Below are 14,664 nucleotides of genomic sequence, written 5' to 3'. Positions count from 1 at the left end.
CTCAGCCACCCCACCCTGCGCCGAAGAACCCGTGATGGGCCAGCTCGACCGTCTCCATGGCCGCCTCAGGCGTCGCGGCGTCGAAGCTCGGCCCGATCCAGCGCACCGGTACGACGTCCCGCAGCCCCCATCCGGCGATCAGCGTGCCTTCGAGCGTGCGGGCCTCGATGGTGGCCGTGCTGCGCCTCGTGCCGTGCTCCAGGGCGGCGAACCACCGGGTGAGATCCTTGCTGGCCGCCGTGACCGGGCGAGACAGGCGCACGTTCGAGTATCTGACGCGGGTGGGCAGCTGCCAGACGTAGCCGTTGTTGCCGCCCTCCTCGCGCTGCTCCATCACGACCTCGCAACCGAGCCCCGTACAGCTGTCGAACGTTCCGAGGTCCTGGCCGTCGATCTTGAGGATGAAGCACACCGCGACGGCGACGTCCTGGGAAACCATCGTGTCCTCCCTAGTACCTCAGGTCGGTGAGCTCGCCCCGGCGTTCGCGTTCGAGCCGGAGCTCGGCCCGGAGCCGGCGCAGCAGCGGGGCGTACAGCCGGTCCAGCAGCGCGGCGGTGGGTTCGGCCCGCGCGCGGCTCGCGTCGCCGGTGGGGAGCCGGTCCTCCGGGGCCCGGTCCGTGCCTGCCGGAGCGACGGTCGGGCAGGGCGGCTCGGGGGTGTCCGACCGTGGCGTGCCGCCCGCGGCTCCCGTGTCCGGCGGGGCGCCGGTGGCGCACCGGAGGGGGCCGGGATCGGGCCGGAGGGGCTCGGGCCGGAGGGGGTCGGGCCGGAGGCGCACGTGGGCGGGCCGGAGGTGCACGTGGGCGGGTGGCCTCTCGGGCGGGAAGCCCGACACCTGCTCGGCGGCCTGGAGCGGGCCCGCCGACCCGTCGAAGCCCCACGTGGGTGTCGGACTGTCACAGGCGGGCCGTGGTGTCGTGGGCCGGCCTTCCGGACGCGGAGCTCGTCGCGGCGAAGGACTGGGGACAGGGCCCGGTCCGCGGCCGCCGTGGGCGGGCGGCGTGGGGCCGCGAGCTCCCACCAAGGCGGCGACCCGCACCGGGAACGCACCGGGCGCGGCAGCCGGCATCGCGCCCGGCACGGCGGCCACCGGGGCGACGGGCTCCTTCGGCTCCGGCGACGGCTCCGGTGCCGCGCAGGTGGGCCTGACCTCGCCGGAAGGGGCGGAATCCCCGATGGCGGGCATGCCGGGGCGTGGCCGGCGAGCCGCTCGGTCGCGCCTCGCCGCGAGGCCCGCCGCGATGCTCGCCGAGATGCCCGCCGCCATACCCGCCGCCATACCCGCCGCCGCCGCGCCAGGCCCGGGCCGCCGCACCGGCCGGGTCGCCCGGACCTCCAGCGGGCCTGGCTCCAGGACCGGCTCGCACAGGGTGAGTTCCCGGGCCTCGACGGGCTCGGGCCGCGGGTCAGGTGTGGGTCGGACGGCGGACGGCGCGGGCGGCGCCGGAGCGGGCCGGCCCACCACCGCGTCCGGCATGACGCGCAAGTGCACCACTCCGGCCGGGGCGACGGCCGTGACCACGTGACCGAGCCGGGCGAGGAAGGCGAAGTCGCGCCACGTCGCCAGCGACTCGGTGAAAGCCGCGGACACGGTGGTCGGGTGGCTGGTCAAGGTCGCGTCCATCGGCGGCAGCAGGCGCCATTCGGCGCGCAGCGCGTACGGCGTCCGGCGGCCCGGGACGCGCCGCCGCCACGGCCGTCTCACGGCCCGCCCCCGGCGTCACGCCACCGGGCGTTGAGCGCGGCGATCTCGGCGAGGTAGCGTCGCCGTTCGGGATGTTCCAGGTCGAGGATGTCGTCGTGCGACCAGTGGAAGTGGTACGCGACGTAAGCGATCTCGGCGTGCAGCCGCTCCGGCGCGTACGTCACGATTCCCCCAGGCGGCTGCCGGGAAGGCCGGACATGTCCACCGCGAACTCGTGGCCGCAGCCCGGGCAGCCCACGTTGGCGCGCGTGTGCCCCTCGCTGTTGACCCTGCGGTACAGATCCTGAAGGAAGGCGAGGTCACCGGCGAAGAGGTTCTCGATGACGCCGGGATGGACGTCGGTGATGCCGCCCAGGCGGGTCACCACCCGGCCGAGAAGGACGACCGTGAGGTAGGCGGGGTTCTCCCTGACCCGGTCGTCGCGCAGGGGGACGAGTTCGTCCCGCGCCGTCGCGAGGCGCATGACGCCGTCCCGGTGCACCGCGCCGTGCTCGTCCACGTAGCCGCGTGGCAGTTCGAAGGCGAACTTCGTGCCGAACGACGGCCGCTCGGCGCCTCTGGCCGCACCGGGCAGGACGGAGGAGGTGGGCGGACCGGCCACCGCCGCCGTCCGGCGCATGATCACTCGACCTCCATCTGCTCGTAGGTGATGACGAGCCGTTCGGTCAGTACGCTCGTGTCACCCGCCTTGAGCGCGCCGATCTCCAGACTCTTGGGCCAGGCGTTGATCAGCTTGTAACGCTTGATCGGGTTGTTCTCGAAGTCGTAGACGATGATCGCCCCGCCCTTGCGAGCGTTGGACATCCGGCCGAAGTGCGCCTCCTTGGCCCACTTCTCGAAGCTGTTGTCGGCGGTCAGGCCGCGTGTGAGGGTGACCTCGCCGGCCTTGGGACGGCCGGGCAGCTTCTTGACGACGTACTTGCCGTCGGCGGTGTTCTGCTTCAGTTCGATGACGTCCTGCTCCATCTTGAGCCCGGACACCTCGCTGATCTGCTTGATGACGATGCCGTCGACCTCCAGGCCGAACGAGTGGCCGACGGAGGTGTCGAGGTCCGGAAGTGCCATGTGCGTTCTCCTGTGCTATTCGGTGACCAGGCTGATACCGCCCGAGACCTGGGCGAGCCGGAAGATGACGAACTCGGCGGGCTTGACGGGGGCGACCCCGATCTCGCAGACGACCATGCCCTGGTCGATGCTCTCGGCGGGATTGGTCTCGCGGTCACACTTCACGTAGAACGCCTCGTCAGGGGTCAGTCCGAACAGCGCGCCCTTGCGCCACTCCATGACGAGGAACGCGGCGATGGTGCGGCGGATCCTGGCCCACAGCGCGTCGTCGTTCGGCTCGAAGACGACCCACTGGGTGCCGTCGAGGATCGACTCCTCCAGGTAGTTGAAGAGCCTGCGGACGTTCAGGTAGCGCCAGTTGGAGTCGCCTGACAGCGTGCGGGCGCCCCAGACGCGCACGCCTCGCCCGGGGAACACCCGGACGCAGTTGACGCCGACCGGGTTCAGGTCGGCCTGCTCGTTCTTGGTGATCTGCGTCTCCAGCGAGACGGCCCCGCGGACCACCTCGTTGGCGGGCGCCTTGTGCACTCCGCGCGTGGAGTCGTTGCGGGCCCACACCCCGGCCAGGTGGCCGCTCGGGGGGATGAGCCTGGCCGTGTTGGCGGCCGGGTCGAAGACCTCGATCCACGGGTAGTAGAGGGTGGCGTACATGCTGCTGTAGTCGCTGTCCTCCCGCCACTGCCGGACCTGCTGCACCGACATGCCCGGCGGCGTGTCCAGGATGGCCATCCGGTCGCGCATCCGCTCACAGTGGTCGATGATCGCCTGCTGGACGACCTTGACGCCCTTCGCGTCGATGGCGCCCCGCTGGAAGGCCCCCATGAGGTCGGGCACGGCCACCATCGTCACCTGGTCGACGGCTTCCAGACCGCCGAATCCGGTGCGTTCGGCCACGTCGCCGACGTAGTCCTCCGTCGCCACCTGGGCAGGCGCCGGCACCAGCGCCGTGGCGGGGGCGGGCTTCAGGGTCACGGACTGCGGGGTGGTGACGGTGACCTCGTCGGCCACGAGCTGCAGCGTGATCAGGGACGACTGGTTGGACACGACCGTCAAGACGTTGCCCTTGCCGCGCTTCGTCGTGACGTTCTCGAACCGCTCCTCGACCTTGCCGTCGCGCTTGACCGTGAGGGTGAAGCGGTCGTCCGGCGCCGGCTGCTCTCCCTCCTGCGGCTCGGCCTTCGAGAGCTCCACCGTGAGCTCGGGTGCGAGCCCGTCCTCCGCCGGGAGCTCTTTGGGCAGGACGCGGAAGGCACCGAGTTTCGCCTGCGGCCCCGGCGCCGGCCCGGCGGAGCCGTTGGCCCCGATGCGCACGATGTAGCACGTGCCGCCACCGTTCAGGAAATATCCATACACGGCGTGTGGGAGCACACATCCAGGAGAGAAGTCCCCGAACTCCTTGGCGAACTGGCTCCAGCTCGTCACCATGGTGGGGCTGTTGAACGGCCCTTTGCCGGTGAACCCCACGAACGCCGCGACGGAGGTGCCGACCCCCTCTATGGGGCGTGCGCCGGCCTCCACCTCTTCGACGTACACACCCGGTGACCTGTACTCGGGCATCGCCCCTCCTCGATACTGCGGCTGTGTCGAGTCTTCCCACGGGCGGGTCCGCGCATCTGCTCCATCGGGCAGCCGTGAGGACACGAACGGCTGCCTCTTCGTACGGCGGGCCGCGGAGGGCGGATCACGACGGCGGTGGGAGGAGCAAGGCGTCGATCACGTACAGCGTGGCGTTGCTCGTCTGGATCGGGCGGCACAGCACCCTGGCGCCGTTCACCCTCAGTCTGCCGCCCCGGGTACGAGCCCGCAGGGCGCCTCCCTGGAGCGTGGTCAGCGGCCGGGTGTCCAGGTCCGCGGGCGTCATCCGCCCGTACGCCACGTTGTAGCTGAGAACGTCGGGGTCGTGACTCAGCCGGTCGTCGGCGAGATGGGAGAAGGCCCTGTTCACCGGGGCGAACACGGTGATGTCCGGGCGGCTGTCCAGTGCCTCGGCGAGCCCGGCACGATAGAGGGCGGCCGTGAACCGCGACAGCCCGGGAAGCGAGGAGAGCGCATCGGTCACCGGCCTTGCGGCCACGAGGTCGCGTGCCGGCGTGTCCGTGCCCAGAGCCTGCTCACAGGCCGAGGTGCCCGTCTCGGGCTCGACCCGCTCGCGCGGCCGGTGCGGTGGCGTGATCGGCCAGTGCGGCGTGGTCGTGCGGGGCCAGGGCGACCCGCCGCCGGGCGTCCTGCCGTCCTCCTTGTTCGGGTCCGGCGTCGGACCGCCATCGGTCGTCGGGCCGCCATCGGTCGTCGCACCGTCCTCGCCCGGCACCTCGCCCGGCACCTCGGGCGGCACCTGCCTGGGCGGGACGGACGGTTCGGCGGACGGCGTCCGCGCGACCGCCCGAGGCGAGGCCCGGGCCACGGGGACGGGCCCGCTCGGCGTGGTGACGGCGCACCCGGCGGTCAGGACGCAGGCCGTCGCGACGGACGCGATCAGGGCGTTGTCTCTCATCCGTTCCTCTCCCCCGCGGGCATGAGCCCGCTGCGCTGCGCGCCGCCACCGCGACGCGGTCCGATCAGCCGCCGGTCCCGGGGACGACCAGGTAACCGAAGTCCGGAGGGAGGTAGGAGATCCGGTTGCTGAACCACTCGACGGTGAACGAGCCTCGCTTCTCGCCCACCACGCAGACGTCGGCCAGCGGAACGCGGGCCAGGCGGGGGTGGGCCGCCTCGATCGTGAGGAGCACCACCGCGTCATCGTCGGCCAGCGGGCTTTCGATCTGCAGGGGCTCGTCGGACGCGGTCTTGGCCGTGGCCGTCTCCACGCCGGCCTCCCCGGAGCCGCCCGGGTCGACGACGAGCCAGTTGAAGCCGACGTCCATCGGCGCGGCCGACCGGTCGAGCGTGGCGACGGAGAAGCCACCGTCGCGCTTGTCGTTGACGCGGATGTTGGCCAGGCTGTGGTCCGCCGGCCCGTCGAGCTCCACGGTGAGCAGCACCACGGAGCCGGGATGGGCCGAAGGCGCCTCGACCTCCATCTCGCCGGTTCCTTCCCCGAGGACCGCGGAGCCCGCCTCGTACGTCAGCTCGCCGATCCTGCCCGTGGGCCGGTGCACGACGAGGTAGCCGAAACTCATGCCCTGGACGCCGTTGCCGCCGATGGGCCGGACGGTGAAACCGCGCTCGTTCCGGCCGGTCACGCCCACGGGCGCCACCGGCTGCAGGTGGCGCGTGTGCGCCTGCCCGGCCTCAAGGTCCTGTTCGGGTGCCACGCCGGGCAACTCGGGAGTGAGGAAGATCCTGGCATCGGCGCCGAGGCGGGGCAGGCGCACCGACGCGACCCCGTCGTCCAGCACGCCGTGCCCCGCCGTGTAGGTCGCGCCGGGCGGCGGCTGGCCGCGGTCTCGGAGCAGGGCGACGGCGAGGGCCGCCACGGCGAGCACCGCCACCACGCCGGCCAGGGCCTTCCACGCCGAGAAGGCGAGCACCGGGAGGATCACCCGCGTACCGCGGGTCTCCTGCGCCGGGACGCCGTCGCGCGGCTCGGCCACCACCTCGAAGGGGATCTCGTGGGGCGCACCGGTCAGCGGTGGCTGAGCCGTGATCCGCAGGGGCAGCGTGGTGCGTCCTGGCGGGACGTCGAGCCGGGTCGTCGGCAGGGTGAAGTTCAGGCCGTCCTCGGCGGCGGTGACGGTCAGGCTCACCTCCCTGGGCCTGTTGCCCCGGTTGATCAGCATGAGCAGATGCTTGGTCGCCCAGCGTCCGCGCGAGAGCCGCGGGGCGATCTCGACGACCAGGTCGTCGAAGCCGCCGATCTCCAGCCGGCCCTCCGCCTCGGCGGACACTCCGCTGTTGACCGAGGAGTGCGCGGACACGGTGAAGCGGGCCGGCCCCGCGGGCACCTCGGACGAACGCCCCGGGGCGAATGTGATCACGCAGGTCGCCGTGTCTCCCGGCGGGATGACGGCCTCGGCGGGCTCGGTCCGGGCGTAGGGCGCGGCCTGCCCGCTGACCTCGAAGCCGACCCGCTCGACGCGGGTACCTCGGTTGCGCACGGTCAAGGCGACCGACACCCGCTCGCCCGGCATGACGAACACGAGACGGGCCGGCAGGTCGACGTCGAGCTCGGCGTGCTGCCGGGGCTCCGGCTCCTGGGCGGGCTCCGGCAGGCGGATGTCCTCGGGCCGGCGCCGTTCCCAGGCGAGGTAGGCGCCGCACCCGGCGCAGAACTCGGCTTCGTCGGAGTTGCGGTGGCCGCAGGTCTCGCAGATGAGGCTCATCTCGTCCGTCTCTCCGTGGCCGCCGCGCCGGCGTCCCCATGTCGGCCGCTGTGGAGGGACAGCGGTTCGGTGACCGGTGGCGCCGCGGGGATCGCCGGCGCCGCCATCAGGGGGGCGGTGACCACGACGTCCAGGGCGGGCCTGAGCACCCCGCCGAAGGAGCCACCCAGCGTGGCGCGGAGCGTGCCATCGTCCGGCCCGGGCGCCGCCACCCCGAGCGTGACCGGGAGCCGCAGGTCCGCGAGCGATCCGGTGAGCCGGTCGGCCGGCGGCGACTCACAGGCGAGCAGGGTCCCGAGCAGCGCGGAGAGGAGTCCGTGCTCCACCTCCGGCTCGTCGGCCCACACCGTGAGGTGGTAGGACAGCCGGACATAGCGGGGTGGCAGGTGCCGGGCGGAGACCGCGCCGCTGGGGGCGTACTCGTTCAGCACGCCGTGCTGGCGCCTGCGCAGGTCCTCGCGGATGTCGTACAGGTAGACGCTCACGGCGGGCCCGCCGAGGGAGGCCGCCCACTCCGGAGTGGGGGCGGTCAGGACGATCTCGACGCCGGGGTCCCCGGCCGCCTCCCTGATCAGCCCGCAGAGGAGATCGTCGGCTTCGTTGATCATGCGGGGTCGCGTCCTCACAGCAGCCCGTTGCGCAGGGCGTAGGCGACCGCGTGCGTCCGGTTGCGCAGGTTGAGCCGAGTGGTGACGTCGTGCAGCACCGTCTTCACGGTGCGCTGGGAGTACGACAGGGCGTCGGCGATCTCCGCGGTGTCGTACCCGTCGGCGATCAACCGCAGCACCTGGGCCTCCCGGTCGGTCAGACCGGTGAAGTTCAGCCCGCGTGGCGTCAGCAGGCTGCCCTGAACCATGCTGACCTGGGAGAGCAGCTTGCCGAGCAGATCGGGCGGCATGCTGCCGGCGCCGTCGGCGGCGGCTTCGATCACCGAGCGGAGCCGTTCGGGCGTGGCCTCGCCGCGCCGGACCACCGCGGAGACGCCGATCTCGACGACGGCCAGCAGGCCGGTGTCGTCGACGTGCCCGGCGACCATGACCAGGCGCAGGTCGCCGCGGTCGCGCAGGCCGCGCAGCACGCTCCGGGTCTCGGCGCAGACCGTGTCGGTCACGACGAGCGCCACCCGGGCCTCACCGGCCTGCTCCGCCTCCACGATCCGGATCTCGGGCTGCTGCCTGAGCTGGCTCAGGACGCCGGCGCGTGAGATCGGGTCGTGCGCCCGGACCAGGACCGGGATGCGATCCATCCGGTCTCCCGCGGGACGACCCGAGCCATGGCGAACAACTCTCACCGAGCGTGGCTTCCCGGGCACATGTCTGGCTATAGTCCGCGCCGCGTCATCAAACCCTCATGCCGGTCCGGCGGGCTGACGGGCGCCGGGGCCGTCCGGCGGCCCGCGAAGCGCTCCCCGGGGGCGCGGTGACCGCGCCCCCGGGGCGGACGTCGTCCCTGCGAGGGCGGACGCCGTCCCTAGCGGAGGAAGGCGGCTGCCACGCCGGCGTCCACCGGGATGTGCAGGCCGGTCGTGTGCGACAGCTCGCCGCCCGTCAGGGCGAACACCGCGGCCGCCACGTGCTCCGGCAGCACCTCCCGCTTGAGCAGCGTGCGCTGGGCGTAGAACTCGCCGAGCCGCTCCTCCTCGACCCCGTACACGGCCGCGCGGTTGGCGCCCCAGCCGGAGGCGAAGATGCCGGAGCCGCGCACGACGCCGTCGGGGTTGATGCCGTTGACGCGGACGCCGTGGCCGCCCAGCTCGGCCGCGAGCAGCCGTACCTGGTGGGCCTGGTCGGCCTTGGCGGCGCCGTAGGCGACGTTGTTGGGGCCGGCGAAGACGGCGTTCTTGGAGGAGATGTAGACGATGTCGCCGCCCATCGCCTGGTCGATGAGCACGCGGGCGGCCTCGCGGGAGACGAGGAAGGAGCCGCGGGCCATCACGTCGTGCTGCAGGTCCCAGTCGGCGAGCGTGGTCTCCAGCAGGGACCGCGACAGCGACAGGCCGGCGTTGTTGACCACCAGGTCGACGCCGCCGAAGGCGAGGACCGCCTGCCGTACGGCCTCGGCGACCTGCTCCTCGGAGGTGACGTCCATCTCGGCGGCGATCGCGACGTCCTCGGCGCGCAGCGCCCTGCCGCCGAGCTCGGCGGCGACCTTGCCTGCGGCGGCGGCGTCGCGGTCGGCGACGACCACGCACGCGCCCTCGGCGGCCAGCTTGCGCGCGGTGGCCGCGCCGATGCCGGAGCCGCCGCCGGTGACCAGGGCGACCCGCCCGGCCAGCGGCTTGGGCGCGGGCATGCGCCGCAGCTTGGCCTCCTCCAGCTCCCAGTACTCGATGCGGAACTTCTCCGACTCCGGGATCGGCCGGTAGCTGGACAGCGCCTCGGCGCCGCGCATGACGTTGACGGCGTTGACGTAGAACTCACCGGCCACCCGCGCGGTCTGCTTGTCCTTGCCGAAGCTGAACATGCCGACGCCGGGCACGAGCACGATCGCCGGGTCCGCGCCGCGCATCGGCGGCGAGTCGGGGGTGGCGTGCCGGTCGTAGTAGGCGGCGTACTCCTCGCGGTAGGCGGCGTGCAGCTCCCGCAGCCGGGCCACGGCCTCCTCCAGCGGCGCGTCCGGTGCCAGGTCCAGCACGAGCGGGGCGACCTTGGTGCGCAGGAAGTGGTCAGGGCAGGACGTGCCGAGCGCGGCCAGGCGCGGGTGCTCGGCGCGGGCGAGGAAGTCGAGGACCTCCGGCGCGTCGGTGTAGTGGCCGACCTGGCGGGCGTCGGTGCTGGCCAGGCCGCGGATCACCGGGAACAGCTCGGCGGCGCGGTGCCGCCGGACGCCCTCGGGCAGCGGCTCGTGGATCACGGGGCCGAACGGGTCGGGCCGGCCGTGCTCGGCGATGTACCGCTCGGCGGTGCGGATGATCTCCAGCGAGTTGGCCTGGCACTCCTCGCTCGTCGCCCCCCAGGCGGTGATGCCGTGGCCGCCCAGGATGCAGCCGATGGCCTGGGGGTTGGCCGCCTTGATGGCGGAGATGTCCAGCCCGAGCTGGAAGCCGGGGCGCCGCCAGGGCACCCACACGACCCGGTCGCCGAAGATCCGCTCGGTCAGGGCGGGGCCGTCGGCGGCGGTGGCGATGGCGATGCCGGAGTCGGGGTGGAGATGGTCGACGTGGGCGGCGTCGACGAGGCCGTGCATGGCGGTGTCGATGGACGGCGCGGCGCCGCCCTTGCCGTGCAGGCAGTAGTCGAACGCGGCGACCATCTCGTCCTCGCGCTCCTCGCCCGGGTAGACGCCGGTCAGGGCGCGCAGCCGGTCGAGGCGGAGCACGGCGAGGCCGCCGGCGGTGAGGGTGCCGAGGTCGCCGCCGGAGCCCTTCACCCACATCAGCTCGACGTCGTCGCCCGTCACCGGGTCGGTCGCGGCGGCCTTGGCGGAGGTGTTGCCGCCCGCGTAGTTGGTGTTGCGCGGGTCGGCGCCCAGCGCGTGCGATCGGTCCAGCAGTTCCTGTACGGCCTGCGGTCTTGCGGCTTGCATCAGGCTCCCCATCCTGCCTGCGCGCCACCGACCCGCTCGGTGGCGATCCTGTCGAAGTAGCCGGACCTGGCGTAGGCGGCCATCGGGTCCGGGTCGAGCCCCATCTCCTCGCGCAGCCCGGCGAGCAGGGGGCGGACGTCGGTGTTGTAGGCGTCCATGAACACGGCGTTGGCGCCGAGCACGTCGCCCGCGCGCTGGGCGGCGGCCAGCGCGTCGCGGTCCACGAGCAGCGCCTTGGCGGTGGCCTCCTGGACGTTCAGCACCGACCGGATCTGGCCGGGGATCTTGGGCTCGATGTTGTGGCACTGGTCGAGCATGAACGCCGTGTCCTCGGTGTACCCGCCGCCCCTGATCACCTCGTACATGATCCGGAAGAGCTGGAACGGGTCGGCCGCGCCCACCATGAGGTCGTCGTCGGCGTAGAAGCGCGAGTTGAAGTCGAACCCGCCGAGCTTCCCCTCGCGCAGCAGGAACGCCACGATGAACTCGATGTTCGTGCCGGGCGCGTGGTGCCCGGTGTCGACCACGACCTGCGCCTTGGGCCCGAGCTTGAGGCAGTGGGCGTAGGCGGTGCCCCAGTCGGGCAGGTCGGTGGTGTAGAAGGCCGGCTCGAACAGCTTGTACTCCAGCAGGAACCGCTGGTCGTCGCCGAGCCGCTGGTAGACGGCGGCCAGCGCCTCGGCCAGCCGGTCCTGCCGCGCGCGGATGTCGTCCTGGCCGGGGTAGTTGGTGCCGTCGGAGAACCACAGTTTGAGGGTGTCGGACCCGGTCTGGTCCATGATGTCCACGCATTCGAGCAGGTGGGCCAGCGCCTTCTTGCGGACCGCCGCGTCGGGGTGGGTCACGCTGCCGAGCATGTAGTCGTCGTCCTGGAAGACGTTGGAGTTGATCGCGCCGATGCGGACGCCGTGCTCGGCGGCGTGCCTGGCCAGGTCGGCGTAGTCGTCGACCTTGTCCCACGGGATGTGCAGCGCGACGGTCGGCGCGACGCCGGTGAAGCGGTGCACCTGCGCGGCGTCGGCCAGCTTCTCGTACGGGTCGCGCGGCACGCCTTTCTGCGGGAACACCTTGAACCTGGTGCCCGAGTTGCCGTAGGCCCAGGACGGCGTCTCGATGCGCTGCCGCCGGAGCTCCTGCTTGATCACGTTCGTCCCCGATTCAGTCAATGTGGAACACTTCCTCCAGCGTGGGGAAGCCCTCGTCGGGCCGTCCCGCCTCGAAGAACGGCGCCATCTCGGCCTGCCATCTGTCGTTGACGTCCGTCTCGGCCATCCGCCGCTGGGCGGCCTCGAAGTCGTCGGTCTCCAGGTAGCCGACGAGCAGGCCGTCCTCGCGCAGGAACAGGGAGTAGTTGCCCCAGCCCGCCGCGCGCAGGGCCTCGATCATGTCGGGCCACACGGCCCGGTGGCGTTCGCGGTACTCGTCAAGGCGCTCGGTGCGTACTTTCAGCAGGAAGCACACGCGTTGCATGGCGACCTTTCCTCGCTTCGGTCACTGGACGATCTTCGGTGGGGTGGGCCCGGCGCCGCCGCCGGGAGGACGGACACCGGCGGGCGGGCGATCGGAGGGGCTCCGAAGGGCTTGCCGACGTGTGCGAGGGCGCGGGTGGGGTGCCCCTCATCCGACCTCCGTGCGACAAACGTTTTAACAGACTGTTCCCGGAATCTAGGCGCTCCGGCCTGCGGACGTCAATGGGGCCGCTGCGCGTATGGCGGGATTGTGATTGATACGTTTTAATCGTAGGATGCGATTCACCGCTGTGGACCTGGGCGCTTCGAGCGGGCGGGTGATGACCGCCGACATCACGGACGAGAAGGTCGAGCTGACCGAGGCGCACCGCTTCGCCAACCGGCCGGTGCGCGTGGCGGGCACCCTGCACTGGGACGTGCTCGGCCTGTACCGGGAGATCCTCGACGGGCTGCGCCGCGCGGGCCCCGCCGAGTCGATCGGCATCGACTCCTGGGCCGTGGACTACGGGCTGCTCGACCACGACGGCAGACTGATCGGCAACCCGGTGCACTACCGCGACGGCCGCACGGCGACCCTGACCGAGCGGGTGGACCCCTACGAGGTGACCGGGCTGCAGTTCCTGCCGTTCAACACCGTCAACCAGCTCCTGTGCGACAGCCGCGACGGGCTGCTCGGTCGCGCCGCGACCCTGCTGATGATCCCCGACCTGCTCGCCTACTGGCTGACCGGCGACCTCGGGGCCGAGCGCACCAACGCCTCGACGACCGGCCTGTACGACGTGACGCGCCGCGACTGGGCGTGGGACCTCGTCGACCGGCTCGGCCTGCCCCGCCACGTCCTGGCGCCCATCACCGACGGGCCGGCCGGGCCGCTGCGCCCCGACGTGGCCGAGGAGACCGGCTACGGCACCACGGTGACGCGGGTCGCCTCGCACGACACCGCCTCCGCCGTGGTGGCCGTGCCCGCCGCCACGCCCGCCTTCGCCTACATCTCCTGCGGCACCTGGTCGCTGGTCGGCGTGGAACTGCCCGCCCCGGTGCTCACCGAGGAGAGCCGGCTGGCGAACTTCACCAACGAGGCGGGCATCGACGGCACCACCCGCTACCTGCGCAACGTCATGGGCCTGTGGATCCTGCAGGAGTGCCTGCGCGTCTGGGACTCCCCCGACCTGGAGCCCCTGCTGGCCGAGGCCGAGCGGACCCGGATCGACACCGTCATCGACCCGGACGACCCGTCGTTCCTGCCGCCCGGCGACATGCCCGCCCGGATCGCCGCCTACTGCGCCCGCACCGGGCAGCCCGCCCCGGAGAACCCGGCGCAGGCCGTACGATGCATCCTGCAGAGCCTCGCTCTCGCCTACCAGCGGGCCGTCGCCGACGCCACCCGGCTGAGCGGGCGGCAGGTCGAGGTCGTGCACCTGGTCGGCGGCGGGTCACGCAACGAGCTGCTGTGCCGGCTGACGGCCGACGCGACAGGGCTGCCGGTGGTCGCCGGGCCCGTCGAGGCGACCGCCCTCGGCAACGCGCTCGTGCAGGCGCGGGCGCGCGGCCTGGTCGGCGACCTGGCGCAGATGCGGGATCTGGTACGGCGGAGCGCTGACGTGCGCACCTACGAACCACGGGAACGGCAATGGGGACAGTGAGCATCAAGGACGTCGCGGCCAGGGCCGGGGTGTCCCCCGGCACCGTGTCCAACGTGCTCAACCGCCCCGAGAAGGTGGCCGGCGACACCCGCGCCCGCGTCGAGGCGGCGATCAAGGACCTCGGGTTCGTCAGGCACGGCTCGGCCTCCACGCTGCGCGCCGGGCACAGCCGCACCGTCGGCCTGTCGGTCATTGACATCGGCAACCCGTTCTTCACCGACGTGGCGGCCGGCGTGGAGGACGTGGCCAGCGAACGGGGCTACGCCGTCATCCTGGGCAACTCCGCCGGCAGCCGGCTGAAGGAGGAGCGCAACCTGCTCGTGTTCGCCGAGCAGCGGGTGCGCGGCGTGCTCATCACGCCGTCCGACGAGGACGCCGCCCGGCTCGACCGGCTGCGCGAACGCGGCATCAGCGTGGTGCTGGTCGACCATCCCGCCGAGCAGTCCGGCCAGTGCGCGGTGGCCGTCAACGACGTGACCGGCGGCGCCATGGCGGTCACCCACCTGCTGGGCGGCGGGGTCGACCGCCTCGGCTACGTCGCCGGCCCGGCCACCATCCGGCAGTGCCAGGACCGGCGGCGCGGCGCCGAGCAGGCACTCGCCGCCGCCGGCCGCGACCCCGGCGGCCTCGTCGAGATCGCGATGCCGGCGATGACGGCCAGAGCCGGCCAGCAGGCCGCCGAGAAGCTGCTCGCCGACGGCTCGCTGCCGGACGCGCTGTTCTGCGCCAACGACCTGCTCGCGCTCGGCATGCTGCGGGGCCTGCTGCAGGCGGGGGTGCGGGTGCCCGACGACGTCTCGCTGATCGGGTACGACGACATCGACTTCGCCTCGGCCTCCACCGTGTCGCTGTCGTCGGTGCGCCAGCCGACGTACAAGCTGGGGCGGGTCGCCACCGAGCTGCTGCTGGACGAGTGCGACAACCCCGACACGCACGCGCACCAGCAGATCATGTTCCAGCCCGATCTCGTCGTGCGGGAGTCCACGCGGTAGGT

15 protein-coding genes are annotated in these 14,664 nt (G+C 72.5%); 2 read left to right on the top strand and 13 right to left on the bottom strand.

The features are described 5' to 3' along the window. Position 1 precedes the first annotated feature (1 nt). The 13 genes from ACGF0J_RS06165 to ACGF0J_RS06105 form a co-directional block, all read right to left on the bottom strand. Positions 2–439 carry a phage tail protein gene (locus tag ACGF0J_RS06165; protein ID WP_393142435.1) on the bottom strand — a complete coding sequence of 146 codons (438 nt, stop codon included), beginning with the start codon at positions 437–439 and terminating at the stop codon, positions 2–4. A 10-nt stretch (positions 440–449) separates the two neighbouring features. Beyond that, on the bottom strand, positions 450–1,706 hold the full coding sequence (locus ACGF0J_RS06160) for a hypothetical protein (protein WP_393142433.1): 1,257 nt from the start codon (positions 1,704–1,706) through the stop codon (positions 450–452). Beyond that, the gene (locus ACGF0J_RS06155) at positions 1,703–1,870 is read right to left on the bottom strand and encodes a DUF6760 family protein (protein WP_393142431.1); all 168 of its coding nucleotides are present in this window, start codon (positions 1,868–1,870) and stop codon (positions 1,703–1,705) included. Before ACGF0J_RS06155 ends, ACGF0J_RS06160 begins: the two co-directional genes overlap by 4 nt. Next, the gene (locus ACGF0J_RS06150; RefSeq protein ID WP_393142429.1) at positions 1,867–2,331 is read right to left on the bottom strand and encodes a hypothetical protein; all 465 of its coding nucleotides are present in this window, start codon (positions 2,329–2,331) and stop codon (positions 1,867–1,869) included. Before ACGF0J_RS06150 ends, ACGF0J_RS06155 begins: the two co-directional genes overlap by 4 nt. Beyond that, positions 2,328–2,771 carry a phage tail protein gene (locus ACGF0J_RS06145; RefSeq protein ID WP_393142427.1) on the bottom strand — a complete coding sequence of 148 codons (444 nt, stop codon included), beginning with the start codon at positions 2,769–2,771 and terminating at the stop codon, positions 2,328–2,330. Before ACGF0J_RS06145 ends, ACGF0J_RS06150 begins: the two co-directional genes overlap by 4 nt. A gap of 15 nt (positions 2,772–2,786) precedes the next feature. Next, positions 2,787–4,328 carry a phage tail sheath family protein gene (locus ACGF0J_RS06140; RefSeq protein WP_393142425.1) on the bottom strand — a complete coding sequence of 514 codons (1,542 nt, stop codon included), beginning with the start codon at positions 4,326–4,328 and terminating at the stop codon, positions 2,787–2,789. Positions 4,329–4,452: 124 nt separating this feature from the next. Further along, positions 4,453–5,265 (bottom strand): fasciclin domain-containing protein, encoded by an 813-nt coding sequence (locus ACGF0J_RS06135; RefSeq protein WP_393142423.1) that lies wholly within the window; start codon positions 5,263–5,265, stop codon positions 4,453–4,455. Between the two features lie 64 nt (positions 5,266–5,329). Continuing rightward, entirely contained in the window at positions 5,330–7,033 is a 1,704-nt protein-coding gene (locus ACGF0J_RS06130) for a hypothetical protein (RefSeq protein ID WP_393142421.1), read from the bottom strand. Then, a complete protein-coding gene (locus ACGF0J_RS06125) occupies positions 7,030–7,641 on the bottom strand; it encodes a Pvc16 family protein (RefSeq protein ID WP_393142419.1) in 612 nt (203 codons plus the stop codon). Before ACGF0J_RS06125 ends, ACGF0J_RS06130 begins: the two co-directional genes overlap by 4 nt. 14 nt (positions 7,642–7,655) lie before the next feature. Continuing rightward, a complete protein-coding gene (locus tag ACGF0J_RS06120) occupies positions 7,656–8,279 on the bottom strand; it encodes a LuxR C-terminal-related transcriptional regulator (RefSeq protein ID WP_393142417.1) in 624 nt (207 codons plus the stop codon). Between the two features lie 224 nt (positions 8,280–8,503). Further along, on the bottom strand, positions 8,504–10,558 hold the full coding sequence (locus ACGF0J_RS06115) for a bifunctional aldolase/short-chain dehydrogenase (protein WP_393142415.1): 2,055 nt from the start codon (positions 10,556–10,558) through the stop codon (positions 8,504–8,506). Beyond that, positions 10,558–11,703 carry an L-rhamnose isomerase gene (gene rhaI / locus ACGF0J_RS06110; protein ID WP_393142413.1) on the bottom strand — a complete coding sequence of 382 codons (1,146 nt, stop codon included), beginning with the start codon at positions 11,701–11,703 and terminating at the stop codon, positions 10,558–10,560. The genes ACGF0J_RS06115 and rhaI overlap by 1 nt, the downstream gene beginning before the upstream one ends. A 13-nt stretch (positions 11,704–11,716) precedes the next feature. Then, positions 11,717–12,028: an L-rhamnose mutarotase gene (locus ACGF0J_RS06105; RefSeq protein ID WP_393142411.1), complete on the bottom strand. Its 312-nt coding sequence runs from the start codon at positions 12,026–12,028 to the stop codon at positions 11,717–11,719. Between the two features lie 274 nt (positions 12,029–12,302). Here ACGF0J_RS06105 and ACGF0J_RS06100 point away from each other — a divergent pair, with 274 nt between their 5' ends. Further along, positions 12,303–13,670 (top strand): rhamnulokinase family protein, encoded by a 1,368-nt coding sequence (locus ACGF0J_RS06100; protein WP_393142409.1) that lies wholly within the window; start codon positions 12,303–12,305, stop codon positions 13,668–13,670. Next, a complete protein-coding gene (locus tag ACGF0J_RS06095; protein WP_393142407.1) occupies positions 13,658–14,662 on the top strand; it encodes a LacI family DNA-binding transcriptional regulator in 1,005 nt (334 codons plus the stop codon). The genes ACGF0J_RS06100 and ACGF0J_RS06095 overlap by 13 nt, the downstream gene beginning before the upstream one ends. Positions 14,663–14,664 lie beyond the last annotated feature (2 nt).

Origin of the sequence: Nonomuraea sp. NPDC047897 (genome assembly GCF_043204415.1) — a bacterium.
In the GTDB taxonomy this organism is placed as follows: Bacteria; Actinomycetota; Actinomycetes; order Streptosporangiales; family Streptosporangiaceae; genus Nonomuraea.
This window is presented reverse-complemented; position numbering and strand designations above follow the sequence as displayed.

Coding starts and splice junctions, on each gene's coding strand:
- ACGF0J_RS06165 (WP_393142435.1), bottom strand. CDS start 439: ATGGTTTCCCAGGACGTCGCCGTCGCGGTGTGCTTCATCCTCAAGATC.
- ACGF0J_RS06145 (WP_393142427.1), bottom strand. CDS start 2,771: ATGGCACTTCCGGACCTCGACACCTCCGTCGGCCACTCGTTCGGCCTG.
- ACGF0J_RS06140 (WP_393142425.1), bottom strand. CDS start 4,328: ATGCCCGAGTACAGGTCACCGGGTGTGTACGTCGAAGAGGTGGAGGCC.
- ACGF0J_RS06135 (WP_393142423.1), bottom strand. CDS start 5,265: ATGAGAGACAACGCCCTGATCGCGTCCGTCGCGACGGCCTGCGTCCTG.
- ACGF0J_RS06130 (WP_393142421.1), bottom strand. CDS start 7,033: ATGAGCCTCATCTGCGAGACCTGCGGCCACCGCAACTCCGACGAAGCC.
- ACGF0J_RS06125 (WP_393142419.1), bottom strand. CDS start 7,641: ATGATCAACGAAGCCGACGATCTCCTCTGCGGGCTGATCAGGGAGGCG.
- ACGF0J_RS06120 (WP_393142417.1), bottom strand. CDS start 8,279: ATGGATCGCATCCCGGTCCTGGTCCGGGCGCACGACCCGATCTCACGC.
- ACGF0J_RS06115 (WP_393142415.1), bottom strand. CDS start 10,558: ATGCAAGCCGCAAGACCGCAGGCCGTACAGGAACTGCTGGACCGATCG.
- ACGF0J_RS06105 (WP_393142411.1), bottom strand. CDS start 12,028: ATGCAACGCGTGTGCTTCCTGCTGAAAGTACGCACCGAGCGCCTTGAC.
- ACGF0J_RS06100 (WP_393142409.1), top strand. CDS start 12,303: ATGCGATTCACCGCTGTGGACCTGGGCGCTTCGAGCGGGCGGGTGATG.
- ACGF0J_RS06095 (WP_393142407.1), top strand. CDS start 13,658: ATGGGGACAGTGAGCATCAAGGACGTCGCGGCCAGGGCCGGGGTGTCC.